Below are 25,874 nucleotides of genomic sequence, written 5' to 3' on the forward strand. Positions count from 1 at the left end.
GCTCTTCCTGAAAAGAAGAGCTTTTTTTTACGCGGAAAGACATAACTTTTTCGGCACTGGCCAGTTTACTAGCACAACTAAACTGACAACGGTATGAAAAAACTAATGTTTGTGGCAGCCTGTACGTTGCTACTGGCCAGTGGTGCGTCGGCACAGGACGTAACGCGCAAGGAAGCGGTGAAAACCACGAAGATTGCTAAAGAGAAGGCGAAAGAAATGAAGCAGGATGCCAAGGCTACGGGCAATAAAGCTAAAGAAGAGGGAGCCGAGCAATCTTTAAAAGCCGCTAAAGAAGCTAAGAAACAGGCTAAGAAAAACACCTAGCCTCCGCCAATAACAAACGCCTGACACCCTGTCGGGCGTTTGCATTAATAGTCGGTTTTGACCGGCTGATCTTCCGAAAAGCCCGTTGGCGAGAGAGCGGGAGCCCGATAGGCAATGGGGAACGTAATGCGGAAGGTAGTTCCCTGGCCAACCGTAGAGTCGACCACAATCTTGCCCCGGTGTAGTTCAATAATCCGCTCGGTGAGTGCAAGTCCAATGCCGTGACCATTCACGGTCATCGTGGTATTGGAGCGGTAAAACGGTTCAAATATATGAGGTAAGTCATCCGCTGGTATGCCGTAGCCGTGATCGCTGATGGTCAGATGAACCTGTCCGAGTTCAAACGAAATACGTACCGAAACGCGCCCGTCCGGTGAATATTTGCAGCCGTTTTCCATCAGGTTCTGAAAGGCCGTTTGCAGCAGCGACTCTTCACCGTTGATTACTAGCTCTTCTTCGTGATCGGGCAAATTATCGAAGTCAATATCAATCTGATAATCAGCTCTTTTCTGGAGTATCTGACTTTGCGCCAGCCACAACAGCTCGTCGATTCGCACGGGCTGGTAGTTGAGCATAGCTGCATCGGCGCTGGCGCGAGCCAGTTCGAGCAAGCCATTAACGAGCCTGATCATACTTTTCACTTCGTCCAACAACGCATCAAAAGCCGCTTCGTATTCGTGGGTCGAGCGGGCCTGTAAGCGCGTCACTTCAATCTGGCCCATCATGACCGTCAGGGGAGTACGTAACTCATGCGACGCGTGGGAAACAAAACTTTTTTGGGATACAAATGCTTCTTCGAGCCGGGTCAGCATGTCGTTAAATGTATGCGCCAGATCAGCCAACTCGTCGCGTTGCCGCCCAACCCGCAGCCGTTCGTGGATGTTGGTCGCTGAAATTGTGTTAACCTGATCGATAAGCTCAGATACAGGCCGAAGTGCATCGCTGGCAAATAAATAGCCCGCAATTCCCACAATCAGGAGACTCGAAATCCAGCCAAAAAACAGGATACGACGGAGTACGTCGAGTTTACTTAACCCATACCGATCGTTAGCCGATGCAACAATCGTCAGGGGTTCCCCTTTGGCGTTTATATGTCGGACGCCAACCGCTTCCAGGTCATTAATTCGAAAGTACCGGTATTGGCCAGCTTTAATTGTATTGAGAAAATCGGCAGGGATTGCAAAGCGAGGACGTTGGCTGTACTGATTATAAACCACCTTGCCCGAGCTGTTGTAGATCGTGATCTGCTCGTCGTTCATCTGAGGCAAATCGGCCTGAGCAACTTCACCGACATCTTCGCGAAGCCGCACCGACGTAACGGCTCGTTCTTTCAACCTGTTTTCAAATTCCTGCTGCCTGAACTGATCGTACAGATAATACACCGATACGGTAAAAAGCAACATAATCGAAGCAACCAGCAACACGAACAGCAGCGTCAAGCGAGTACGAATATTCATGTCTTCGAACGATAATAGAAAGAGCCAAAAAAGCGTGTTCCGAAAAGGAAACGCCAGGCTCAGCTGGTCCGGGGTAAGGCGCTCGGGCTTACTCTTCTTTAAGCATGTAGCCCATGCCAATTACCGTATGAATAAGTTTATGCGGAAAGTCTTTGTCAATTTTTTTGCGCAGGAAATTCACGTATACGTCAATGACATTGGTGCCGGTATCGAAATGAATATCCCAGACTTTTTCGGCGATGTCTATGCGCGAGACCACCCGGCCCCGGTTGCGCATCAGGTATTCAAGCAAACCAAACTCCTTAGCAGTCAGCTCTATCCGCTTGCTGCCCCGGCGGGCAACCTTTTCGTTCATGTCCAGCTCCAGATCGGCTACTTTCATGACGTTGGCCTGAACGCCTGCTTCACTGCCGCGTTTGGTGAGCGCCCGGAGCCGGGCCATCAACTCGCGAAACTCAAAGGGCTTCACCAGATAGTCATCCGCACCCGCTTCGAACCCAGTAAGTTTATCATCAACCGAGCCCATTGCCGTCAACATCAGCACAGGCGTAAGGACCTTCTGCTTCCGAATCGACTGAACGACGTCGAAGCCATTCATTTTCGGCAGGTTAATATCCATGATGATTACATCGTACAGATTGTTGAGGGCCATTGTGCGGCCAACCTGCCCGTCGAACGCAACGTCAACGTCACATGCTTGTTCTTCTAACCCCTTCTTCACAAACGAAGCCAGTTTGGGCTCATCTTCTACGACCAGGATCTTCATATCGGCAACATACATAGCTCTTTTCTTATTTAAAAATGGGAAACGGAATTATTAGTTAACGTAGAGATATGCATAGGGGGCAACGGCTTTAGGGCGAGATCGCAATAAAATTGTGGGGCAGATTAAGGCTAATTGAGCAGGAATACAATGCGCCAGTACGTCTGCAACAGGCGTATTTGACTGAACGCCGGAAGTTCGAGCTGATAGATTAAAAGCGCTTGAAAACTATGTTAAATATGGGTTAAACCTAGCTTTCTGCCTTGTACCCGGACAACAAAAAAGCCGTCCCGAAATTTCGGGGCGGCTTTCCGCTTCTATCCACACCATTTCAAGACTGGCGACCGGGCGGCCGCCAAATCTTGATGTTCAACCTTCCCTTTGTAAAGGATCGTTATGCTAAACTAAGCAATTTCTTTAGTAGCGCAAAAAGACTTCGAAATTTGGTCGGCTACGTAACATCGCAAATTTGCGAACTTCTTGTTATTTTAACGTTAATACGTAGTTAAAAATTACGTAATGTTGAAAAAATATTGCGCTATTTTTCACGGCAGCTTGTCATTACTGCGGTAAAACGCAGAAAAAATTAGTTACAAGACAAGAAGCATCAGTACATCTGTGGGTAGCGATGTGGTTGTTTTGTGCGCAGTCACCGTCGGAATCAGCCTCACATTCCGAGGAGAATACTGGTAATGATTTCGAGCAGCTCGACGCCATACAATAGGTTATTGGCTTGTTGTCCAGCAAAGGCGGCATTAATGCCATCCTCAACTTGTATTTTTATAACGTAGCACGAATATCGGTCCGCTTCTGAACCGAACGGAGTTTACCAGTAGTAACAATCGTAACAATCTTCTAACGTCCAAGCGGTCCACTCACCGCCTATTTTGCGCGTTTGTTACGTTGAGAAGGAATTTTGCATACGAAAGTCCAGGTGGCGAAAGCGATCTCAATCTATAATCAGAAGACGGTTGATTAGGTCTGATAATTAGAAGGTTAGTAAACGCGTTAATAACAAAACAGAAGCTCAACGAGTAAGTATAATATGAAGCATATCAATGAAGTGGTCAATCACCAGGACTCAATCACCCATTTGACCGGGGCCAGCAATTATACGTGGCTGCATTTTCGGAATGGGGGAACGATGCTTTTATCGAAGCCATTGTCTTCGTTTGAGACACTTTTGCCCGCTTTTATTCGGGTGCATAAGACCGCTCTGGTGAATCCCAGGTATGTTCATCAGATTAAAAGTCCGGCCCGAACCAAAACGCCGGGTTCTATTACCATGCAGGGGGGCGCTGTATTGCCCATAAGCCGTCGGCGATGGAGCCAAGTGGCCGATAGCCTGCTCGAACATTCAGAATTTACGCAGATCGTTACGACGCGGTCAGCAGCCGATGAACCGCAATATGGTCAGTCGGAATACAACGTTGGGGCGGCTAATCAAGTCGTTACGGTGCCAAACCAGCAGGTGTACGCCATGATCAAAGATGACGTAAAAGGTGTGTTGATCAGGCAGGTTCTGGAAGAGAAGTGGCCGCATTGCACGGTCCGGTTCTTTGCCAGTGGAGCGGGCCTGACGGACTACGTTTCTCAAACAGCCTCGCACCAGTTACCAGCCATGATTCTGCTCGATGTGCGGTCGGTGAACTGGGCCGGTCTGGGTACGCTGGAGCAGATTAAAAGTAATAAGCAGTTACGTATGATCCCCACTGTTGTATTCATCAACGACCAGTCGGGTAATGATATAGAAGTGTGCTACGCTGCCGGGGCTAATTCAGTAGTCCCGCAGATGGCCGACAACGATGAGTTCGCAAAGGTAATTGAACGTATATGTCAGTACTGGCTGTCGTTTGCTGCCCTGCCGACCGCCTTGGTGGGGTAAGATCGATATTCATGAAACAGGCCCGGCGAAGCAATTGCTCAGCCGGGCCTGTTTCGTATAGGGGTATGCGTAATCTGGTTGCTACGTATCGGTACTAGAAAAGCCTGGACGTTATGACATAAAACGGTCACTGGGTAAGGTTACAGTTTCCCACCAGTATGTTCGCAGGTTTTTGCCGAAGTCGATCCAGGCTTGGCTTGTGTCGGGCTTTGTCAGGTAGGAGGTACTGCCGTGATAATAAGATCGGGTAATATCCTGTGGGTCGTTGGAGTAGCTGAGCACGATTACCGGAACCTGTTTGAACGACGACTCAGCGTCTTTCAGTTCTTTTAACAGTTCCCATCCATCCTGTCGGTTCGGTAGGTACAAATCAAGCAAAATCAGCTTCGGCAGGTCATTCCCCTGCAGGGTACAGTCATTCAAATAGTGCCAGGCTTCTTCGGCTGTGGAGAACCAGATTGCCTGCACCTCCGGCAGAAACTGTTCGAGAGCTTTTTCGATTAAATGCCACTGATCGGAATTGTCATCAATAACTAAGATGCTGGCGTGGTTAAAGTTCCGCTGGCTAGTCGGCTGGGTGCGCCGGTTTATCATAATCCGTTCAACTAAATTATTTACCAAAAATAGCCTTTAATTCGATTTAAACGCCATATTACCTATCTAAATTCGCTTACAGGCTTTAGTAAATACAGAACAAGTACGCTAGAAGTCGAGTTCGGGAACGCGTTAGATTCGTTGGTAAATTGGCCGCTCTGGGAACTACCTGAAGTAGCAGAGAGGCTGCTGCATCGGGCCGTTCAAGCAGTAATTCGGATTGATCTACTGATAAATTCGTTAGTAGGAGTATCTAAACTCACGAAAAGACGGCATTTGGTTGATTTGCTATGCTTGACCACCAATCTAATTTTAGCTTCGCCCGAAGCCGGGAAGAAGCCGCTACACTCGACGAGCCTATAAATCCACTACCCAGAGCGGTACTACGTCCCACTAATCATATTCTGCTCGATGGTGAGTGGAAGATTGCCTTCGATACGGACGATTGTGGCCTCCGTGACCGATGGTATCTGGGGTATAAGTACGAGCAGAACGCGCATTGGCCAGGCTCCGTAGAAGAGCACATGGCTGAGGCAAAAGGCCTGCCGCATCCGGCCGCCTGGCAGGATCGGGTCATTGTCTGGTATGAGCGGGAATTTACCCTGCCCGAACGTACTGAACCGGCCGATCTGTCGATGATTCAGCTCACCTTTGGGGCTTGTGGTTATGAAACCCGGGTGTGGTTGAATGGCTACCTGCTTCAGACCATTGAGGGCGAAGAGATCCACTACGGTGAGTATACCTCGTTTTCGTACGAGCTGGCCGATGAACTACTTCGGCCCGTAAACCGGCTTACGGTACGTATTGCTGATACAATGGATGCCGAAACGCCCCGCGGAAAGCAGGAGTCGCACGTGTATAAGCGGGGCGGAATCTGGTACCAGACCTATACCGGGGCCGTGCGTAGCGTGTGGCTGGAAACGGTTGAGCGCAACCGGCTACGTTCCCGAATTGGCGTAGTGAGTATTGTGGAAGATGATCTGGTGCGGTTCACCGTTACGACCCGCATTCACGATCCGGGAAACTACGTATTGCGGCTGAAGGTGTTCGACCGGAAAGCACCGCTGGATTCGGAGCCCATGGCTACGTCTGACTTTCCTCTGAAACTGGAAGCCGGCCAAAAGCAACAGCGGGTGGTGCTTGGCCTGCCCGACGCGCAGTTGTGGTCACCCCAGTCGCCAACCTTGTATAAGCTTGTGGCCCAATTGATCGACAGTAACGGTTACATTGCCCAGATCGAAACGCAGTTCGGCCTTCGGAAGATAGAAGCCCGTGGCTGCTGTGTGTACCTGAACAACGAGCCGGTTTATCTGGATGGCATTCTGTATCAGCCCGGCACGGCTACGTACGAGGAGATGAAGCGCCATATGCAGTCGATGAAGGATCTGGGTTGTAACCTGGTACGCGTTCACATTGCCGGTGTTGACCCCCGGATTTATAACCTGGCCGATAAGCTCGGACTCCTGCTTTGGGTGGAAGTACCGAGCCCCCATAGTTCAACGCCCCGCAGCCGGGAGAATCACCGCGCCGAACTCGTACGGATGGTCTCCCTGATTGGCACGCATCCATCGGTGGTAATCTGGAGTTTGTACAACGAAGACTGGGGAGCGCAGGATATTGCGATAAATACTGAAACGCGCCAGTACATCATTGATATGTACCATTATATGCAGCTTGCTTACCCGCAGTTTCTGGTGGTCGACAACGATGGCTGGCACCACATCTCGTTTGAAGGAAGGCTTAAATCCGACCTGCTTACGGCTCATTTGTATACCCCCGATCCGGACCGCTGGCGTTATTTACTCGACCGGCTCGTTGCGGGCGATCTGGAAGGGGTGGCGGCTTTCCCATTGGTCGTAGGTGACCCGTTCTTTTACCGGCGGCAAGTTCCGCTTATCGTGAGCGAATGGGGTGGGTTTGGATTTGCTGATTACGGTGGACCGCAGGACGCTGAACAGCGCGAAGAACGGATTCGACTGTTCAAGCAGGAGATGCGCAAACGGCCAATTGCGGGTGACGTGTATACGCAGGCAACTAATATCGAAGACGAACGGAACGGCCTGATTGATCCGCAAACGGGTGAATTGTCTGTGGCCGCTGGCTTGCTGGGTTCGGGCGGTTTCGAAACGGGTGACTTTTAAGCCTACTTCCGGGTAGGAATACGTATTAAGCTCGTTTCGAGTAAATCAGGGATAAAGCAACTTTGGCGAATAGCCCGGTGGGTGCGCTCGAGCGTTGCTGGGTTAGTGCTGATTGCAGTGGGCTATATGGCCTGGCAAAGTCCCGACAAAGCCAGTCCGATTTTCGATGCGGACGGCGATCTCTTGCCCAACGTACTTAGGGCGTTTTTCCCAGGTGCTTATTGCCGACTTCGCTATCGCCCTCGAACAGGCAATAGCCCCGCATGTGGAAGGCTAAGCCAACGACTGGACAGACGTAGATACTTGCCTGCCTGAAAACACATAGGATAAAACCTGGTTAGTATGCAAGGGATCATGCAGTCCCGGTTAACCTTTATTGCTGAACATAAAGACCTATATATGGGTATAAGCACTACAACCGCACCGATGGCTTTATGGGGGGGGATCGAATGTACCGTAAACCGGGTAGGGGAGCGGTACCAGGATCAATTGATTCGCAATGGCCACCACAACCGACCCAGCGATTTGCGGCTGCTGGCCGAATTAGGTCTTAAAACCCTACGGTATCCACTATTGTGGGAACGTACGATGCCAGGTGGGCTCGACAAACCGGATTGGCAATGGGCCGATGAACGACTCCCTATGTTGCAGCAGCTGGACATCAACCCAATTGTTGGCTTGGTGCATCACGGATGCGGCCCCTGTTACGCAACTTTTGATACCCACTCGTTTGAGGAAGAGCTTCCGAAATACGCCCGGCAGGTGGCTGAACGCTACCCTTGGGTGAATGCCTATACGCCCATCAACGAACCACTTACCACCGCCCGCTTCTCCGGGCTTTACGGATTCTGGTACCCGCATGCGCAGTCGGACCGGGTGTTTGCCGAAATCCTGATTCGCGAGTGCAAAGCCACGGTTAAGGCTATGCAGCAGATTCGGCTTGTTCAACCCGACGCGCAGCTTATTCAGACGGACGATTTAGGACAGACGCATAGCACACCACTACTGACTTATCAGGCCGATTGGGAAAATAATCGGCGCTGGCTCACCTGGGATCTGCTCTGCGGCCTCGTCAAACCGGGCCATCCCTTCTGGGATTATTTCCGGCGGGTCGGTATCCCCGAAAACGACTTATGGTTTCTGGTTGAAAACCCGTGTCCGCCTTCGGTAATTGGCGTCAATCACTACATCACGAGTGAACGCTACCTCGATGAGAATCTGGTGGATTATCCTCCGCACCTGCACTGTGGTAACAAATTCCATCGGTACGTCGATACGGAGGTTGTGCGGGCCGCTCCCGAACAACGTGTTGGACTGGCGGGGCTGCTGATGCAAACCTGGGAACGCTACCATCTGCCCGTTGCTGTCACCGAAGCGCATTTAGGCTGCACCGTCGATGAACAGATGCGCTGGCTCTGGGATATGTGGCAGGAAGCCCAGCAAGCCAAAGAAGCCGGAGTCGATGTTCGGGCCGTTACTGCCTGGGCGTTATTGGGTTCCTACGACTGGCACTGCCTGCTAACGCGGGAGGATGGCCACTACGAAGCCGGGGCGTTTGACCTGAGTTCGGGAGAGCCGCGACCTACCGAGTTGGCTACGTTCATTCAACGGCTGGCAACCGACGAAAACCCGCAGGAACTGATCCCCGAAGGGCCGGGCTGGTGGCAGGAGCCAGTACTGGTGTCGTAGGGAAACCGATGTTACGTAGTCTGGCGGTGATCCATTCGTCGCCGATCATCAATAAATATATGTACCATTCGTCGGCAATTCTGTAACGAAAAGCCGCCTGGATCGGGCAACCTTTGTGGCGTTGATCGGAACGAACCGGTCAACGCCACATTTCGTTTTATACATATATAATCTGTAAAAACATGGAAGCTTTGAAATTTAAAACCAATATCAAATGTGCCGCCTGCGTCGCGACGGTGACTCCTTTCCTGAATCAAACCGTTGGCGAAGGCCACTGGGAAGTAGATACCCAGAACCCGAATAAGGTCTTAACCGTGGAAGCCAGCAACGAGGAGGCCGTTCGTCAGGCCCTTGAAAAAGCGGGGTATAAAGCGGAGTTGTTAGCCTAACCGGCGCGTTCGAGACGTATTTATTATTCGTTCCTATGGCTACCAACACAATTGCCCCAGCCCGATCTGCCGCCGATGTGCGCAAGACGTATCCAGTGCTGGAAATGTCGTGTGCAGCCTGCGCTGTTAGCGTTGAATCGATGCTGAAGAACACGCCCGGTGTGGCCGATGCGGGGGTGAATTATGCCAATCAGTCGGCCTGGGTGCAATACAACCCCTCAGTGGTAACGCCCGCTGAGTTGCAGAGCGCCGTGCGGTCAATTGGTTACGACATCATTGTCGATGCCGAAGATCCGCAGGAGGTGCAACGGGAAGCCCAGCAGCAGCACTACCAATCACTTCGCCAGCGAACGATCTGGGCCTTTATCCTGTCCATACCCGTTGTCATGATCGGTATGTTCTTTATGGATGGATCGGGAGAAAGCTCAATTCCCTTCGCCAACGAGATCATGCTGGTGTTGTCGGCTCCGGTGGTGTTCGGACTGGGGCGAACCTTCTTCGCCAATGCCTGGAAACAGGCCCGCCACGGCAAAGCGAACATGGATACGCTAGTCGCCATGAGCACCGGTATTGCGTTTTTGTTCAGCGTGTTCAACACGCTTTACCCGGAGTTCTGGCACCGTCGGGGTATTCATCCGCACGTGTATTTTGAAGCCGCATCGGTGGTCGTCGCCTTTATTCTGCTCGGAAAACTGCTGGAAGAACGGGCTAAGTCGAACACCTCGGCGGCCATCAAAAAACTGATGGGGCTCCAGCCCAAGACGGTACGAATTCTCGAAGGAGAACACGAGCGGGAGATTTCGATTGCGGCCGTGCAGGTCGGTCATCAACTGCTGGTCAGACCCGGTGAGAAGATTCCCGTTGATGGGCTGGTTGAGTCCGGACAGTCGTTCGTCGACGAAAGTATGATCAGTGGCGAGCCGGTACCGGTTGAAAAACAGGCGGGTGCGAAGGTATTCGCCGGAACAATCAATCAGAAAGGAAGCTTCCGCTTTCGGGCCGAAAAGGTAGGTGCCGATACGTTGCTGGCTCAGATTATCCGCATGGTGCAGGACGCGCAGGGCAGTAAGGCACCCGTACAGAAGCTGGTTGATAAAATCGCCGGAATTTTTGTGCCGGTCGTACTGGGCATTGCCCTGCTGACCTTTGTCGTCTGGCTGGTTTTTGGCTCATTCACTACGGCCCTGCTTACGTCTGTAACGGTGCTGGTGATTGCCTGCCCCTGCGCATTGGGATTAGCCACCCCAACGGCCATTATGGTTGGGGTAGGCAAGGGAGCCGAAAGTAATATTCTGATCAAAGACGCGGAAAGCCTGGAGCTAGGCTACAAAGTGAATGCGGTTGTGCTGGATAAGACCGGTACGCTTACGGAAGGAAAACCGCAGGTAACGGATCTGATCTGGATGTCCGACGCTGCCGACGACGCGAATCTGAAAGCCTTGCTGTATGCCATCGAGTCCCGATCAGAGCACCCGTTAGCCGAAGCCGTAACTGCCCATATTGGCCAGAAAGGCACGGTAGAACTCACAAGCTTTGAGAGTGTTACGGGCAAGGGCGTAACCGCCAGGTATGAGGATGATACGTACTACGTTGGCAACCAGAGTCTGCTGGCTAACCATGCCGTTCCAATGTCGGACCAATTGCTGGCCGAAGCCAACCAGTTGCAGCAACAGGCCAAGACGGTGGTGTTCTTCGCTGACCAGAGTCAGGTACTGGCCATTATCGCTATCGCCGATCCCCTTAAGCCAACGTCGCGCCAAGCAGTTGTTACGTTGCAGCAGCGCGGTATCGACGTGTACATGCTCACGGGTGACAATGCCCAAACGGCAGCGGCCGTAGCGAAACAGGTTGGTTTGACGCACTATAAAGCTGAGGTTATGCCATCGGACAAAGCCGATTTTGTCAAGGAGCTACAGCAATCCGGAAAAGTCGTCGCGATGGTGGGCGACGGGATTAACGACTCTCAGGCGCTGGCCCAGGCTGATGTGAGCATTGCCATGGGGAAAGGTGCGGATATCGCAATGGACGTAGCAAAAATGACCTTACTGACTTCCGATCTGACCAGTATTCCGAAGGCATTACAGCTTTCTAAACAAACGGTGCAGGTGATCCGGCAGAATCTGTTCTGGGCATTTATCTACAACCTTATTGGCATTCCCATTGCGGCCGGTATTCTGTATCCATCATTTGGCTTTCTGCTGAATCCAATGATTGCTGGAGCGGCTATGGCATTAAGCTCTGTATCGGTGGTTACGAATAGCCTCCGATTGAGAAGTCTTTGATTGTCGTTGGGCATTAGGTTCAGATACAAAAAGGCCCCGCCAGTGTTGGCGGGGCCTTTTTGTATCTATTAGCTTGACTTGTACGCTTATTACTTGGCCGAAACCTGACCACGCAGCGCACGTGGAATTTCGATGCTGGCTACTGGGTTCGACGCTTGTTCGAGCAGTTCGAAACCACTTACCGGAATCTGACCTACGCGGACAGACTTGCCTAAATCCAGGCCAGATACGTCTACGTCGATGAAATCAGGGATATTTTCGAGGTTGCCTTTCACGCGCAGTTTCCGAACGCGGGTTACCAGCTTACCCCCTTTTTGCACACCCGGAGCCGTACCGACCAGACGAACTGGAACGGCAATTTTAACTGGCTTATCATCCGTTACCAGTAAGAAGTCGGCATGGAGCAGCGAGTCGCTAACGGGGTGGAACTGAGTTTCCTGAAGAACCGCCCGGTACTCAGTACCTTCGATGTTCAGATTTACTTCATACACGTTTGGCGTGTACAACAAATCACGGAACAGAATCGCGGGTGCGTAAAAATGCACTTGCTCCTGTCCACCATACAATACACACGGAACGTTACCTTCGGCCCGAATCGCTTGTGATTCCGTGCGGCCGAGATTCGCTCGTTGATACCCTACAATCTCGATTTTTTTCATGTTTGTAAATTCAATTGAGTGAATGAATGATTGCGTGAATGAGTGAAAGCTTTATACGCTCAATCACTCATTCGCCTAATCACTCAATACCTTATAAATAAAGAACTAATAGATTCATGGTCTCTAATACGGCCGATGGCTTTGGCAAATAATTCGGCCACCGACAGTACTCTGATTTTCGGATTCGGCTGCTTCATCGGCAGCGTGTCCGAAACCACCAACTCTTCTAACACCGAGTTGGCAATGTTTTCGTGCGCTTTGCCCGACATGACGGGGTGCGTACACACCGCCCGAACTGACAACGCCCCTTTCTCCCGAATGATCTGGGCCGCCTTCGCCATCGTCCCCCCTGTATCGATCAAATCGTCTACGAGTACTACGTTGGCGCCTTCCACATCGCCGATGACCTGCATTGAGGCAATCTCGTTAGCGCGCTTGCGGTGCTTATCGCACAGCACAATGTCAGCGTTGAAATGCTTGGCAAACGTACGGGCGCGGTTCGCACCGCCTACGTCCGGCGAAGCAATCACCAGGTTCTCCAGATTCAGGCTTTTGATGTACGGCACAAAAACCGACGTACCTTCCAGATGATCCACCGGAAAGTCGAAAAAGCCCTGAATTTGCCCGGCATGCAGGTCAATCGTCATCAACCGATCGACGCCCGAAGCCGCGAGCATGTTGGCTACCAACTTGGCAGCAATAGCAACCCGGGGCTTGTCTTTACGATCCTGACGAGCGTATCCGAAATACGGAATGACAACCGTAACGTAGTGCGCCGAAGCCCGCCGGGCTGCGTCGACCATGAGCATCAGCTCCATCAGATTGTCGCCCGGTGGGGGTGTCGACTGGATCAGGAACACGTCGCAGCCGCGGACCGACTCCTCGAAACTTGGCGACATTTCACCGTCGCTAAACCGTCGGCAGGTGTAACCGCCTAAGTCTTTGCCGTAATAGTGAGCGATTTTTTCGGCCAGATAGGTGGATTGACTACCTGAAAAAATCTTGACCGGATTAAACGAAGCCATGGGTGGCGTATAAATTTCCCGCAAAGATACGGAAAAATTGGGCAGTTGCAGTACCGGGCTCGCATATTCTGTCTGGCAGATAGAGGGCAACCGCAGTTTGAACGAGTATCTAAAGGCCTATTAACTAATCGTACGGCACCGGAATACGGAAACAATTAGGTACAACAATGTTTTAGGTCTGTATGACATTACTACCACGCTCGTCTGGTTCTGGCACAGCGGTAGCGACAAACCTGGATCAGGACAGCCTGAACAACCTTGTTACGCGTATCGCATCCATCGCGGCCGATACAGATGATGAACAGCGTTTTCCAAGTGAAGCGTTTAAGTATCTGGCCGAAGCAGGGCTACTGGGTGTTACGTTGCCGGAACAACCTCTTGACAGCCAGCTCCCAACTACCGCTCAGTTGCTACAACTGTTGAAGCTGATGGGAGCGGGTAACCTGGCGGTGGGACGTATCTACGAGGGTCATATCAACGCCTTAAAGCTGATCAGTCTATACGCGTCTCCCAATCAAAAACAGCTTTGGTATGCCGATGTGTCTGCGCATAATCGCCTGTTCAGCGTCTGGAATACGCAGGCTGGCGACGGAGTGAGAATTCATGCCATTGGCAATGGACGGTACGTACTCGAAGGAGCAAAGACGTTCTGTTCCGGAGCCGGCTGGATTCAGCGGCCATTAGTCACGGGTGAGCTGGTCGGTGGCCAGAAAACCGGCTGGCAGATGTGTATCATTCCAACCGAACAGGTGAAGGCCATTCCACAAGACGATCGCTTCTGGCAGCCACTCGGTATGCGGGCGTCAGTCAGTTATAAGCTCGATTTCACGGGCGTTGAACTAGACGAGAGCGACTTACTTGGCCAGCCTGGTGATTACTACCAACAGCCATATTTCAGTGGGGGTGCGATCCGGTTTGCGGCCGTGCAGTTAGGTGGAGCTGAGGCCTTGTTTAATGCAACCCGTGATTATTTAGTAACACTCAACCGCACCGACGATTCGTTTCAGCGTACCCGGCTGGGCGAAATGGCGTATCTGATCGAATCCGGAAATCAGTGGATCAATCAGGCGGGAGCGAAGGCTGACGAATGGCTGAATCGAACGAATGAATCGGCTAAGATCATTGCCTATGCTAACATGACCCGCGTGGCTATCGAAGAAATTTGTCTACGAACCATGCAACTGGCCGAACGGTCGGTAGGGGCGCGGGGACTTATGCGGCCTCTGCCCTTCGAGCGTATTCACCGGGATTTGACGTTCTACCTACGCCAGCCCGCGCCCGACGCTACTATCGTCGATCTGGGCCACTATGTGCTGACTAATTCAACAAATGCGCATGATCTCTGGCAGTGACAAAGCTGACTTTCTGGATGCGATTGCGCGCCGAATTGATCCGGCTGACCTTTCTCAAATTGGGAACGCCCTGGTGATTGCCCCGCATCCCGATGACGAGTCGTTGGGTTGTGGAGGAACGGTGGCCTTGCTGCGCCAGCAGGGATACGTAGTGCAGGTGCTGTTTGTCAGCGATGGCACGATGTCGCACCCGAACTCGCCGAGTTATCCGGCCGAACGGCTGCGCCAGCTACGGGAGACCGAAGCGCTGGCCGCGATCGAAACCCTGGGCCTGTCGACCGCAGATGCTATTTTCATGCGCCTGAAGGACCGGCAGGTACCTACTCCGGGACAGCCGGGATTTGCCGATGCCGTTACGTTCATGCGAGATCAACTCAATACGTATCAACCAACGACCGTGTTCGTGCCCTGGCGACGCGACCCGCATCCGGATCATCGGGCCTCCTGGCAGATTCTGCGGGGAGCCCTGATGCAATTGCCGACGCAGCCGCGTGTGCTCGAATACCCGATCTGGCTGTGGGAACTGGGTAACGAAGCCGACCGGCCCCGTCCGGATGAAATGAGGGTATGGCAAGTGCCGATCGAGTCGGTTATGACGCAACGTAATCAGGCAATTGCTGCTCACCGATCGCAGGTTACCCGACTAATTGATGATGACCCAACGGCCTTCTTTCTTTCTCCTGAACTACTGACGCATTTTGAGCCTCCACGAGAATTGTTTTTGGAGGAAAAGCCGATTAATGCTTAAAACGGCTTACCCAAACGCCGACTGTGTATAACCTAGCAAGCACGATCAGTTGATTGCTTGAATAACCCCAATTCCTATGTCCAATGCCACCCTTTCTACTACGTATTTCGACGATGTTTATCGTGCCAACGACGATCCGTGGGCCTTTGCCACCAGTCCCTACGAGCGCGCCAAATACGAGGCTACCCTGGCCGCGTTACCCAACGAACGCTACGCAAATGCGTTTGAGATTGGCTGCTCCATTGGAGTGCTGACCGAGATGCTGGCTCGCCGGTGCGATCGGCTACTGTCGGTAGATGCGAGCGAACTGCCGCTGAAAACAGCCCGGCAACGACTAACATCGTATCCGAACGTAACAATTGAGCAAATGAGCATCCCCAATCAGTTTCCGGATGGCCTGTTCAATTTGATTGTACTTTCGGAAGTAGGCTATTATCTGGACCTGAATGACCTCAGCCGGGCACGCCAGTTCATGCTGGATCACCTGACCCAGCATGGGAACTTGCTGCTGGTGCACTGGACGCCCGTCGTACCGGATTATCCGCTGACGGGCGATGAAGTACACGAGCAATTTATGCACGTAGCTGGCAAAGGGCAACCGCTTGCTCACTTATTGAATCAGCGTACGGAAAAATACCGGCTGGACTTATTTCAGAAGCAGTAACTAGGGGATGTGCTCAACTGCACCCGAAGGTCCTGGATGGCCTGGGTAATGGGAACGGGTTGCCAATACTGAGCCCAGCCGCTAGTTTCCATTTGTTGCTTCACCTTTTCCCACAAATCGCCAAAAAACAGGGACTGACCAACCTCTTGTCGAAGCCAGTCCGCATCGAGCTGTAGAGCACTGGCTACACTCGCCAGGCTACTGGTTGAGCTGGATACAAATCGGCTCAGCCAGATGCTGCGCAACCGTTGCCGGTTATGCAGCCGGATCATGACCGCTTCGGCTGGTTCTGCTAGCTGGCATGAGGTTTTGCTCTGGCTCATATCTGCCCAATATCGTAGTTGCTGCGAGAAGCCAACTTCAACCCGGCCTTGCTGGCGAGCCGACGTAACAACTTTCACGTTGGGACTGTGCCTTACTTTTGCATCGGCCCGAAATAAGGCCCAGTAAAAAGCTTCATCTTCCAGATAAGGCTTTGGGGGAAGTCCACCAACGCGCTCATACGTTTGGCAGGTAACGGCTACGCTCGCTCCAAAATGCTGAAAATGACGCGGCCACGGATCGTGCGCGCTGGGGTCTAGTAGTGCTTCGGCTTTGGCGACTAAAGTTCGGTACATTACGTCGCGCAGGTGATAGAGCCGCACGTTGCTTGAATCCCTGTGCGTGAGAATGCGTCCGCCAACGGCGTCGTTGCCATTGGCAATCTCCAGCATGATGTGGTGCAACCAGTACGTATCAACAACGGTATCCCCATCCGTAGAGGCAATAATGCCTTCTGGTTTGCTGATACTCATCAGCCGGCGGTGGGCTTCGTCCATCAGCATTCGCCGAACCGTACCGATGTTCGCCTGGGGCGGTGGCAACTTGATTTGGGCGATGTGCAACGGAAAATCCGGGTGTTGCTGCTGATAATGAAGGGCTACATCATACGTCTGATCGGTGCAGTTGTTCGCCAGCAGCAGAACTTCATAAATGGCTGGATTGAGCGGCTGACCATCGGCGTCTTGTTGATGACGAAGGGCGTCGAGGGTAGACGTAATGTGATGGGCTTCGTTGCGCGCGGGTACAATTACGCTAATCTGAAGCTGGTCAGAAGGTGGATTCCGGGAAAACAAATGCGGTTCGTTGATACGTTGAGTATACTATACGTACATTCTTTCAGATAAGGCTGTAGCCGTATAGCACTGCCCCCTGGCAGCTACGTTCGATGTAACCAACTGTCTATCAATAATGTTATCTGCGTGCGAAAAGAGTATTCATTTCGCTTTGATAGTCAATCTATTACATAGGGTTAAGATTGGAAGACCGGGTTTGTAAGCGCTGAAATATCCAGACGCACAGCAGAGCCGCCAGTGTACCAATTCCCGCACCAGCCAGTATGTCGAGGGGATAATGCGCACCGACATAAATACGACTATATGCAACCAGAACGGCCCATAGATATACCCATTTCACCCACGGGTGTTGTTTGCCGATTAATAACCATAACCCCGTCGCCAGAGCAAACGTATTGGCCGCGTGCGATGAGGCAAAACCGTATTGACCACCGCATTCCAGCACCGGATGAATCAGACGCTGTAGGGCGGGCTCATGGCAGGGGCGAAGCCGCAAAGTCAGGGGTTTCAGCAAAGCAGAAGCTGTCTGGTCGCTGATGGCCACAGCCGCAGCTAAGGTTAAGACCATCCAAAGCGCTTGCTTTTTATACTGGTAGATGAGCCAGCCGATCAGCAGAGCATAGAATGGAAACCAAGTGTTACGCTCCGTAGCAAATACCATGATCGGGTCAAGCCAGGCCGCATATAGGCCATTGAGCCACAAGAACAAGTCAGTGTCGAGTCGATTAAGCGTTTCGCGCATTCAGTGTACGGCAGTAGCGGGTGTTGGTTTTGCTGCTGAAAAATGTCCAGGCAAAATTCGACACTTTGACCGGGCTGAACAAATGCATTTACGGTAACTAATAAACCTGACCGTTCACAAAATCAACAAGCTGTTTTTCTGCGACTAAGTTGCAGCTTTGAGCGAACGCCAAATTGATACGCTCATTATGCTACGAGAAGATATTGTTAGTTTTCCAGAACTCGCTCATCAGGAGTTTCAGCATTCCCTGGATCGGGATGCGACCGGTATTTTAAAAGGAATCGATAAATTTAAATCGATCATCGGGACGCTAAATTCATACGTTGAACACGCTCAGCATTATCATAATAGCTCATCCTGCGTACGGGTTAGTGACGTCCAGTATCCATCGTTGTACCGAGCGTATACCAAGATGGCACAGGTGCTTGACGTTCAGAAATTACCAGACTTATACATCGAGACCATAGACGAGATTAATGCTTACGCCAGCGGCATTCAGCGGTATAGCATTACTGTTAACTCCGGGTTACTGGATATTCTGACGGAGCGGGAAGTGTTGGCTATCATTGGTCATGAATTAGGCCATGTGAAGTGCGACCACATGTTTTATAACACGTTTACGTACTTCATTCGGTATTTTGGAGGATCCGTAACCGGTATGATTCCGCCCCCGTTCAACAGCGCGCTGGATCTAAGTGTTCAGCTGGCTTTGCTCGAATGGAGCCGTCGGGCGGAGTTTTCGGCGGATCGGGCTGCTCTGCTCGCAACCCAGGACGTAGCGGCTGTAACCGAAGCGTTAGGTAAGATAGCTGGCTATTCGAAAACCCTTAGCGACCCAATCAGTGTCGAAGCCATTAAGCAACAGGCCGATGCGTTTCAGGAATACGTTGACGATAATTGGATGGCAAAGTTCATCAAAGTGCAGTCGATGTTGAGACAAACGCACCCCTACACGGTGCTGCGGGTGAAAGAGATTCTGAGTTGGGCCGACTCCGAGCACTATAAACAGATCCTGAGTGGTAATTATCAGAAACTAGGCGCTCAACCTGTTGCGTTGCCAAAAGATCCAGCTACTCCGGAGGAACCGAATGCGGCCCAAAAAGCGGCTTCGGCGCTTACGGCCTCGCTGTCGACGGGACTGAAAGGGTTTGGTAGTTTCGGTAAGAAGTCAGCAGGCGCAGACGAACTGAATTGAACCTGGTTGTCACGTAATGAGTCTATTTGTGCTACGCCTTTAAGAAAGTAGACTCATTACGTGACTTGTAATCATCCGAACGACACGTATCACAATAACGTGAGTTACCAGTATAAGTGACAGACTAAGTCTTACTGACGCCGTCCGGAACTGCGTTAGCTTTTTGGCCATTATTTAGCTTACAACACCAGAAACTGACTCAGGTAATTGCGGGCGGTCAGAATTGCGGTCTGAACATCTTCGGGACTGCCTTCGTAGGCTTTATCTTCTACTTCAATGCAGATCGGGCCGCGGTACCGTACATCGGTTAACGCAGCAAAGAAGTCGCGCCAGCGAACATCGCCCAGGCCGGGGAGCTTTGGCGAATGATACTCCAGCGGATTGGCCATAATGCCGACCCGGTCAAGCTTATCCCGATACAACTTTACGTCCTTGAGGTGGATATGGTGCAAACGGTCGCGGTAGTTGTAAATGGGCTGAACCTCGTCCATAATCTGCCAGATCATGTGGCTTGGATCGTAGTTCAGTCCGAGCGCCCTCGATGGAATAATCTCGAACATTCGATCCCAGACAGCGGGAGTCGTAGCCAGATTTTTTCCACCCGGCCATTCGTCGTCGGTGAACCACATGGGACAGTTTTCGATGCCAATCTTGATGTTGTTCTCCTCAGCAACCTTTATGATGGCTGGCCAATGTTCAGCAAACAGCTTCAGGTTATCGCTGATGCTGAGCGACGGATTTCGGCCGATGAACGTATTGACCACTGGAATGCCTAGTTTAGCCGCTGCCCGAATAATCTTTTTGATGTGTTCGCGGTAGAACTCAGCCTGCTCTGGGTTCGGGTCGAGTGGGTTGGGGTAGTAGCCTAAGCCAGAAATATAAACGCCGTATTGCTGCGTTAACGACTGTATCTGCCCGACATTGAGGTTGTCGACATCAATGTGGGTTACCCCAGCGTAACGTCGGGCATCCGCGTTGCCGGTAGGCCAGCACATGACTTCAACGCACTTAAACGTATGGTCAGCGGCAAACTTAAGCACGCTATTCAGATCGTAGTCGCCGAGAATGGCAGAGACAAAGCCGAGATCGAGCATATAAGAATGGGTAAAGGGAGACTAGTTATTGAGCAAAATTAGCAATCAGACTAAAGGGACAGTACGTTCGAGCCGCTGGTTTCTGAATCAATACCCTTCTGGTTCGGCAACCGGAGGTAAAGAAGAATCGGACGTAACGAGGCCAAATCGGCGATAGGCTTCCTCCAGAATAGAAGCCGTAGCGGAGGTCCCCAGGCGCGTTACGCCCATTTCTTTGATTGTTAACAGACCATCGAGTGTTCGAACGCCACCGGCTGCTTTAACCTGAACACCCGCGCCAACGTGATCGAGCATCAACCGAAGATCATGTTCGGTGGCTCCTTCGTAACTATACGTACCATCCGTTCCTTTTACAAAACCGTAGCCCGTGGAGGTCTTAACAAATTCGGCACCGACAGCCGTACAGATTTCGCAGAGCTGGATTTTAGAATTGTCATCCGGTAGCAGGTCGTTCTCGAAGATGACTTTCAGAATTGCACCATGTTCCCGGCAAGTTTCGTGAACCGCCTGTATCTCGCTCTGCACGTACGCCCAATCGGCGCTCAAGACTTTCCCGATATTTACGACCATGTCAATCTCTACGGCTCCGTCGCGACAGGCTTGTCTTGTCTCGGCTACTTTTAAGCTAGTCGTACTACTACCGTGTGGAAAGCCGATTACCGTACCGACCAGAACACCAGAACCCGCCAGCAGGTCTTTTGCCATTGAGACTGCATACGGTTTGATGCAAACTGATGCTACGTCGTACGCGAGTGCCAGCTTACAACCTGCCCGAAGTTCCTCGTCGGTCATCGTCGGATGCAGAAGTGCATGGTCGATCATCTTAGCGATCTCCCGAACACGTAACGCGTTGGAATCTGTCATGATAGCTTGAGGAATTTGACGTGGGCTATAACCGCCTTCTATAAAAAGCATAGAGTCCTGACTAAAGCTAACTAGTCAGGACTCTGGTTTAGGATTAATTGAAACCTAGCTTCTCACGAACACGCGCGATAGTCTGACTTGCTATAGCATGGGCTTTTTCTTCGCCACGCCGAAGCTCAGCTTCCAGCGCGTCGTTATTGTCCATGTAGTACATAAAGCGTTCGCGTTCGGTCGCAAATCGATCAACAATAAGTTCATATAACGCTTTCTTGGCGGTGCCGTAGCCGAAGTTGCCGCCTTCGTACAGCCGACGCATTTCGGCCGTTTGCTCGTCTGAGGCCAGTAGTGAATACAACTGGAACGTAATGTCGGTATCCGGATTCTTAGGCTCTTCGAGCGGAGTCGAATCGGACTTGATCTTTTTGATCACTTTCCACAGCTCGTTGTCTGGCAGAAATACGTCGATGTAGTTGTTATACGACTTGCTCATCTTCTGCCCGTCGATGCCGGGAATGGTCATCAGACGGTCGTCGATCCGGGCATCAGGAAGTACAAATACGTCTTCATCGTACTGCCGATTGAAAGCGCTGGCAATGTCGCGGGTCATTTCAATGTGTTGACGCTGATCTTTACCGACCGGAATAATTTCGGCGTCGTAGAGCAGAATGTCGGCCGCCTGTAGCACCGGATACACGAACAGGCCGGCGTTTACAACCGAGAGTTTATCCGATTTTTCTTTAAACGACGTAGCGTTGTTAAGCATCGGGAAGGGCGTAAAGCAACTCAAATGCCAGGCCAGCTCGGTATGCTCCGGTACGCGCGATTGTCGCCAGAACGTGTTTTTCTCCGTGTCGAGCCCGAAGGCTAACCACGTAGCGGCTACAGCGCGGGTAAATTCTCGACGCATCGACCCGTCCTTAATGGTCGTTAACGAGTGCAGATCGGCAATGAATAAAAACGACTCGTTGTCGGGTTGTTTCGATAAGTCAATAGCGGGCTTAATGGCCCCCAGTATGTTGCCTAAGTGCGGTCGACCGCTGCTTTGAATTCCAGTTAAAATGCGTGCCATTATTAATTTATAGAGCTATATAGCTGCAAAGTTGTCGAGTTAAATCTGCGTTAGCTAACCCGACAACTTTATGACTGTGCAACTGTAAACCTTATTTTCCCTGCGCTTCGACAACGGCGATGGCGACCATGTTGACAATCTCACGTTCCGATGAACCCAATTGCAGGACGTACACCGGCTTGCGAATACCTAGTAGAATCGGCCCGATGGCGTCGAAACCGGCGGCTTCGCTCATCAGGTTATAGGCGATGTTGGCTGCGGATAGATTCGGGAAAATCAACGTATTAGCCCCTTCGCCTACTAGCTTGCTGAACGGATGATTCTGCTGAAGCAACTCGGTATTGAACGCAAGGTGAGCCTGAATTTCGCCGTCAACAATGAGATCCGGATGTTTGCGTTGCAGAATTTCAACCGCCCGGTTCATCTTTTCGGCATCTTCGCCCTTGGCGCTGCCGAAGTTCGAATACGTCACCAGCGCGATGCGTGGCTTGATATTGAATCGCTCGACGGTGCGGGCGGTCATCTCCGTAATCTCAACAATCTCGTCGGCCGTGGGGTTGAAATTAACCGTTGTGTCGGAGAAAAAGAGCGGACCGCGTTTGGTCAGCAGAATATACATACCCGCCACTTTCTGAACGCCCGGTTCTTTACCAATTACCTGCAAAGCGGGCCGGATCGTATCGGGGTAGGAGCGGGTCAATCCCGAAATCAGCGCGTCGGCCTCGCCCGTTTCGACCATCATGGCCCCGAAGTAGTTGCGGTAATACATCAGCTTCCGCGCTTCAGTCGCGTTGACGCCTTTCCGTTTCCGCTTGTCGAAATAGATGTCGGCAAACCGATCGATCAGCTCGCGTTGCTCCGGCGCTCTTGGATCAATGATCGGAATGTTGCCAAGATCGAGGCTATTATCCGTAATAATCTGCTGAACTTTATCGATTTCGCCCAGAAGAATTGGATACGCAATGCCTTCATCGCGAACCTGTTGAGCCGCTTTCAACACCTTCAGGTTTTCCGCATCGGCGAAGACAACCCGTTTCGGATTGGTTTTCGCCTTGTTCAGAATTACCCGCGAAATCTGATTGTCGTGACCTAGTCGCCGAGCCAGTTGCGCTTCGTAAGCGTCCCAATCCGTAATCGGTTGGCGAGCCATACCCGAATCCATCGCGGCTTTCGCAACGGCGGGCGCTACGGTAGCTAACAGGCGTGGGTCAACCGGTTTGGGCAGAATATACGTGCGGCCAAACACCATATTATCCTGGCCATAAGCGAGGTTTACAATGTCGGGAACGGGCTTTTTAGCTAAGTCCGCCAGGGCGTACGTAGCCGCCAGCTTCATGGCTTCGTTAATTTCGGTGGCCCGAACGTCCAGCGCCCCCCGGAAAATGTAGGGAAAGCCGAGTACGTTGTTAACCTGGTTCGGATAGTCAGAGCGACCCGTGGCCATGATGATGTCGGGTCGGGCTGCCATCGCTTCATCATAGCTGATTTCGGGATTGGGGTTAGCCATCGCAAAGACAATTGCATCTTTCGCCATCGACTTGATCAGGTCCTGAGTAACGATATTTCCCTTCGATAACCCCACAAATACGTCGGCTCCGGCAAAGGCGTCGGCCAACGACTGAATATCCCGCGACGTAGCGAACGGACGCATGATGTCGTTGAGGTCGGTACGATCGGTACGTAACGGGCCATTTACGTCGAACATGACGATGTTCTCGGTTTTGGCGCCTAACGCTACGTACTGACGAGCGCAGGAAATAGCTGCAGCACCAGCGCCTAGGAACACAAACTGCGCGGTTTCTATCCGTTTGTTAACCAGTTCGAGGGCGTTCAGCAGGGCCGCACCACTCACAATGGCCGTACCATGCTGATCGTCGTGCATCACCGGAATGTTCAATTCCTGCCGCAGCCGGTCTTCAATGGCGAAGCATTCGGGTGCTTTAATATCTTCGAGGTTGACACCGCCGAACGTCGGTTCGAGAATCTTAACCGTACGGACAAACTCGTCGGGGTCTTTCGTATTTAGCTCGATGTCAAAAACGTCGATATCAGCATAGATTTTAAACAACAGGCCTTTTCCCTCCATGACGGGTTTGCTGGCCGAAGCGCCAATGTCGCCCAGCCCTAAAACAGCCGTTCCGTTACTGATAACGGCAACGAGGTTACCCTTTGCGGTATAGGTATACGCATCGTCGGGATTGGCTTCAATGGCTAGGCAAGGCTCAGCCACGCCTGGCGAGTAAGCAAGCGACAGGTCGCGTTGGGTACTGTATTCTTTGGTCGGGATAACTTCAAGCTTACCCGGACGCCCCTTGGCGTGGTAATCAAGGGCATCTTCGCGCCGGATTTTTTGCTGCATAAGAAATTAAGTTGATGATGAGCGTTCTGTTGTTCAGTTTGGGAAGGCGAAGGTACGGAAAAAGTTAGCGGGGTTCGCGGTCAACCTGGCCGGAGTACCTTGAGCCGGTCGACATATACCCAGCCCGCCCAGCACAAGAGAAGCAGAATACTGGAGAGAATGGTACGTTGCAGCGGGTTCGTATGCGTCGGTTCCTGAACCGGCCCGGGCGTTTCAAGATGGACCCTGGTGCCTTGTTGGACGCCAAAAACCATAATCTGTTTGTAGTTATCGTACTTATCGCCAAAGGTAAGTGGCTCTGTGCGGGCTATCTTTTTACGAAAATCACTCTCCCGAATACGTAACGCGATAGGCTGGTTTGGTTCAATAGCCGACTTTACATGCCGAATATTTGTCTCATAGGATTTACGACTTACGTAGAATGTGAAGGCTGGGTAGTTGTGCAGCTGTACGAATAATCCTTTAAAAATTCCTTTCGGGTTATTGAGTGTAACCCGTTTCACGAGACCGTTGACGTTGACAAGTTTAGCGGGTTGTTTCCCATCTTGATTGTGGGCAAGGTAGCCGTATGCGATGTTGGCCGAAATTAATAACGCTAGTCCTCCGATGAGCCAGCGAAGCCGGTTCCGTTGAGCTACGTTTATTGCCTTTTGATAGGGTAAAGGCTGACCGTAGTCACTGAGCTGCTCTTTCAACAACTCGTAATCGGCAAATTCATTCGACTTAACGACGAAAACATCATCGGTTAAGTATACCGTGAGCACGTTAAATTTACGCCCATTCTTGTCGATGTCTGCCCGCTCGTTATAGCCGACTATAACGTCATAACCGAAGCGCTTAGGCGCTTGTGCGACCCTCTTGACGACAAATGAGTCATCAAATAGCCGTACAGAAGTCGTTTGCTGGCCGAACTCTTTAACAAGTGAGACCCAGATAAATCCGCACAGCGAATAAAAGAATAATAACGTATCTAAATCTGGATAGGCTTGCCCGGCCGTGGCGATCATGAAGGGGATAAATACTGTTGACCCGAACAGCAGTATAAACACCAGCCACAGAAGAGATAAGGCTTTCGGCTTGATCGTGAACTGATTCTTACGTTGAGTGACAATGGCCATGCACAAATTTGCGATTTACGAATACAATTTACGGATGGAAAAAATTATATTCCCAAGTTGATCCGCAAGCACGTCTACAAAGTTTGTATTTACTCAATGGCGCTACTACTGGCCAATTGTTTCATGAACTACGTCGTGCATCCTTATACGGTGAGAAGTAGACGTAACAGAATGGAGTTTGGTTTGCCTGCGTATTGCTCTTTATTGGCTGTTTGTATTGTTACCTTTATCTGTAAGTTAACATAAGACTGTAGCACCCTGAAATAGCTTGACACCAACTGTGTAAAGTTATGGCAGTGAGTCGATTGACCAACAACCGGAAAAATTACAAAACGGCTCTATTCCG

At 51.4% G+C, this 25,874-nt stretch carries 22 protein-coding genes; 10 read left to right on the forward strand and 12 right to left on the reverse strand.

The window, feature by feature from the left end; translation table 11 throughout:
- Positions 1–93: 93 nt before the first annotated feature.
- Positions 94–324, forward strand: coding sequence for a hypothetical protein (locus ACYVIY_RS23720; RefSeq protein WP_460978943.1), 231 nt, complete (start codon positions 94–96; stop codon positions 322–324).
- A 44-nt stretch (positions 325–368) separates the two neighbouring features.
- Here ACYVIY_RS23720 and ACYVIY_RS23725 read toward each other — a convergent pair whose 3' ends face one another.
- Both ACYVIY_RS23725 and ACYVIY_RS23730 read right to left on the reverse strand, forming a co-directional pair.
- The gene (locus ACYVIY_RS23725; protein ID WP_460978945.1) at positions 369–1,781 is read right to left on the reverse strand and encodes a sensor histidine kinase; all 1,413 of its coding nucleotides are present in this window, start codon (positions 1,779–1,781) and stop codon (positions 369–371) included.
- A gap of 88 nt (positions 1,782–1,869) precedes the next feature.
- The gene (locus ACYVIY_RS23730) at positions 1,870–2,547 is read right to left on the reverse strand and encodes a response regulator (protein ID WP_460978976.1); all 678 of its coding nucleotides are present in this window, start codon (positions 2,545–2,547) and stop codon (positions 1,870–1,872) included.
- 1,042 nt (positions 2,548–3,589) lie between these two features.
- Between ACYVIY_RS23730 and ACYVIY_RS23735 the strand changes: the two genes are divergently transcribed.
- A complete protein-coding gene (locus ACYVIY_RS23735) occupies positions 3,590–4,429 on the forward strand; it encodes a response regulator transcription factor (protein WP_460978947.1) in 840 nt (279 codons plus the stop codon).
- Positions 4,430–4,540: 111 nt separating this feature from the next.
- Here ACYVIY_RS23735 and ACYVIY_RS23740 read toward each other — a convergent pair whose 3' ends face one another.
- Positions 4,541–5,023, reverse strand: coding sequence for a response regulator (locus tag ACYVIY_RS23740; RefSeq protein WP_460978949.1), 483 nt, complete (start codon positions 5,021–5,023; stop codon positions 4,541–4,543).
- A 290-nt stretch (positions 5,024–5,313) separates the two neighbouring features.
- Between ACYVIY_RS23740 and ACYVIY_RS23745 the strand changes: the two genes are divergently transcribed.
- From ACYVIY_RS23745 to ACYVIY_RS23760, 4 genes are all read left to right on the forward strand, one after another.
- A complete protein-coding gene (locus ACYVIY_RS23745; RefSeq protein WP_460978950.1) occupies positions 5,314–7,164 on the forward strand; it encodes a glycoside hydrolase family 2 protein in 1,851 nt (616 codons plus the stop codon).
- Between the two features lie 342 nt (positions 7,165–7,506).
- The gene (locus ACYVIY_RS23750; protein ID WP_460978951.1) at positions 7,507–8,853 is read left to right on the forward strand and encodes a family 1 glycosylhydrolase; all 1,347 of its coding nucleotides are present in this window, start codon (positions 7,507–7,509) and stop codon (positions 8,851–8,853) included.
- 182 nt (positions 8,854–9,035) lie between these two features.
- Positions 9,036–9,242, forward strand: coding sequence for a heavy-metal-associated domain-containing protein (locus ACYVIY_RS23755; RefSeq protein ID WP_460978952.1), 207 nt, complete (start codon positions 9,036–9,038; stop codon positions 9,240–9,242).
- Between the two features lie 35 nt (positions 9,243–9,277).
- Positions 9,278–11,524, forward strand: a complete 2,247-nt coding sequence (locus tag ACYVIY_RS23760; RefSeq protein ID WP_460978953.1) for a heavy metal translocating P-type ATPase — start codon at positions 9,278–9,280, stop codon at positions 11,522–11,524.
- Positions 11,525–11,613: 89 nt separating this feature from the next.
- On the opposite strand, the gene ACYVIY_RS23765 is transcribed toward ACYVIY_RS23760, so the two are convergent.
- Together ACYVIY_RS23765 and ACYVIY_RS23770 are read right to left on the reverse strand one after the other, a co-directional pair.
- Complete coding sequence (locus ACYVIY_RS23765; RefSeq protein ID WP_460978955.1) at positions 11,614–12,183, reverse strand: 50S ribosomal protein L25/general stress protein Ctc; 570 nt, start codon at positions 12,181–12,183, stop codon at positions 11,614–11,616.
- An 83-nt stretch (positions 12,184–12,266) separates the two neighbouring features.
- Positions 12,267–13,208: a ribose-phosphate pyrophosphokinase gene (locus ACYVIY_RS23770; protein ID WP_460978956.1), complete on the reverse strand. Its 942-nt coding sequence runs from the start codon at positions 13,206–13,208 to the stop codon at positions 12,267–12,269.
- Between the two features lie 182 nt (positions 13,209–13,390).
- Here ACYVIY_RS23770 and ACYVIY_RS23775 point away from each other — a divergent pair, with 182 nt between their 5' ends.
- The 3 genes from ACYVIY_RS23775 (at position 13,391) to ACYVIY_RS23785 (ending at position 15,972) form a co-directional block, all read left to right on the forward strand.
- Positions 13,391–14,560 carry an acyl-CoA dehydrogenase family protein gene (locus ACYVIY_RS23775; protein ID WP_460978957.1) on the forward strand — a complete coding sequence of 390 codons (1,170 nt, stop codon included), beginning with the start codon at positions 13,391–13,393 and terminating at the stop codon, positions 14,558–14,560.
- Positions 14,544–15,308 (forward strand): PIG-L deacetylase family protein, encoded by a 765-nt coding sequence (locus ACYVIY_RS23780; protein WP_460978958.1) that lies wholly within the window; start codon positions 14,544–14,546, stop codon positions 15,306–15,308. Before ACYVIY_RS23775 ends, ACYVIY_RS23780 begins: the two co-directional genes overlap by 17 nt.
- Positions 15,309–15,384: 76 nt before the next feature.
- Positions 15,385–15,972: a class I SAM-dependent DNA methyltransferase gene (locus ACYVIY_RS23785; RefSeq protein WP_460978959.1), complete on the forward strand. Its 588-nt coding sequence runs from the start codon at positions 15,385–15,387 to the stop codon at positions 15,970–15,972.
- Here the strand turns inward: ACYVIY_RS23785 and ACYVIY_RS23790 are convergent.
- Together ACYVIY_RS23790 and ACYVIY_RS23795 are read right to left on the reverse strand one after the other, a co-directional pair.
- Positions 15,960–17,087, reverse strand: a complete 1,128-nt coding sequence (locus ACYVIY_RS23790) for a glycosyltransferase family 2 protein (protein WP_460978960.1) — start codon at positions 17,085–17,087, stop codon at positions 15,960–15,962. The two genes, ACYVIY_RS23785 and ACYVIY_RS23790, sit on opposite strands and share 13 nt — an antisense overlap.
- 166 nt (positions 17,088–17,253) lie before the next feature.
- Positions 17,254–17,829, reverse strand: a complete 576-nt coding sequence (locus tag ACYVIY_RS23795; RefSeq protein WP_460978961.1) for a phosphatase PAP2 family protein — start codon at positions 17,827–17,829, stop codon at positions 17,254–17,256.
- Positions 17,830–18,016: 187 nt separating this feature from the next.
- Here ACYVIY_RS23795 and ACYVIY_RS23800 point away from each other — a divergent pair, with 187 nt between their 5' ends.
- The gene (locus ACYVIY_RS23800) at positions 18,017–19,024 is read left to right on the forward strand and encodes a M48 family metallopeptidase (RefSeq protein ID WP_460978962.1); all 1,008 of its coding nucleotides are present in this window, start codon (positions 18,017–18,019) and stop codon (positions 19,022–19,024) included.
- A gap of 179 nt (positions 19,025–19,203) precedes the next feature.
- On the opposite strand, the gene ACYVIY_RS23805 is transcribed toward ACYVIY_RS23800, so the two are convergent.
- The 5 genes from ACYVIY_RS23805 to ACYVIY_RS23825 all read right to left on the reverse strand — a co-directional run bounded on the left by ACYVIY_RS23805 (position 19,204) and on the right by ACYVIY_RS23825 (position 25,528).
- Complete coding sequence (locus ACYVIY_RS23805; RefSeq protein ID WP_460978964.1) at positions 19,204–20,118, reverse strand: sugar phosphate isomerase/epimerase family protein; 915 nt, start codon at positions 20,116–20,118, stop codon at positions 19,204–19,206.
- A gap of 87 nt (positions 20,119–20,205) precedes the next feature.
- A complete protein-coding gene (deoC, locus tag ACYVIY_RS23810) occupies positions 20,206–20,982 on the reverse strand; it encodes a deoxyribose-phosphate aldolase (protein WP_460978966.1) in 777 nt (258 codons plus the stop codon).
- 94 nt (positions 20,983–21,076) lie between these two features.
- Positions 21,077–22,051 carry a tryptophan--tRNA ligase gene (gene trpS / locus ACYVIY_RS23815; RefSeq protein WP_460978967.1) on the reverse strand — a complete coding sequence of 325 codons (975 nt, stop codon included), beginning with the start codon at positions 22,049–22,051 and terminating at the stop codon, positions 21,077–21,079.
- A gap of 91 nt (positions 22,052–22,142) precedes the next feature.
- Positions 22,143–24,410: an NADP-dependent malic enzyme gene (locus ACYVIY_RS23820; protein ID WP_460978968.1), complete on the reverse strand. Its 2,268-nt coding sequence runs from the start codon at positions 24,408–24,410 to the stop codon at positions 22,143–22,145.
- Positions 24,411–24,490: 80 nt separating this feature from the next.
- Positions 24,491–25,528 carry a hypothetical protein gene (locus ACYVIY_RS23825; RefSeq protein WP_460978969.1) on the reverse strand — a complete coding sequence of 346 codons (1,038 nt, stop codon included), beginning with the start codon at positions 25,526–25,528 and terminating at the stop codon, positions 24,491–24,493.
- Positions 25,529–25,874: the final 346 nt, after the last annotated feature.

It is taken from the genome of Spirosoma knui, assembly GCF_054780635.1.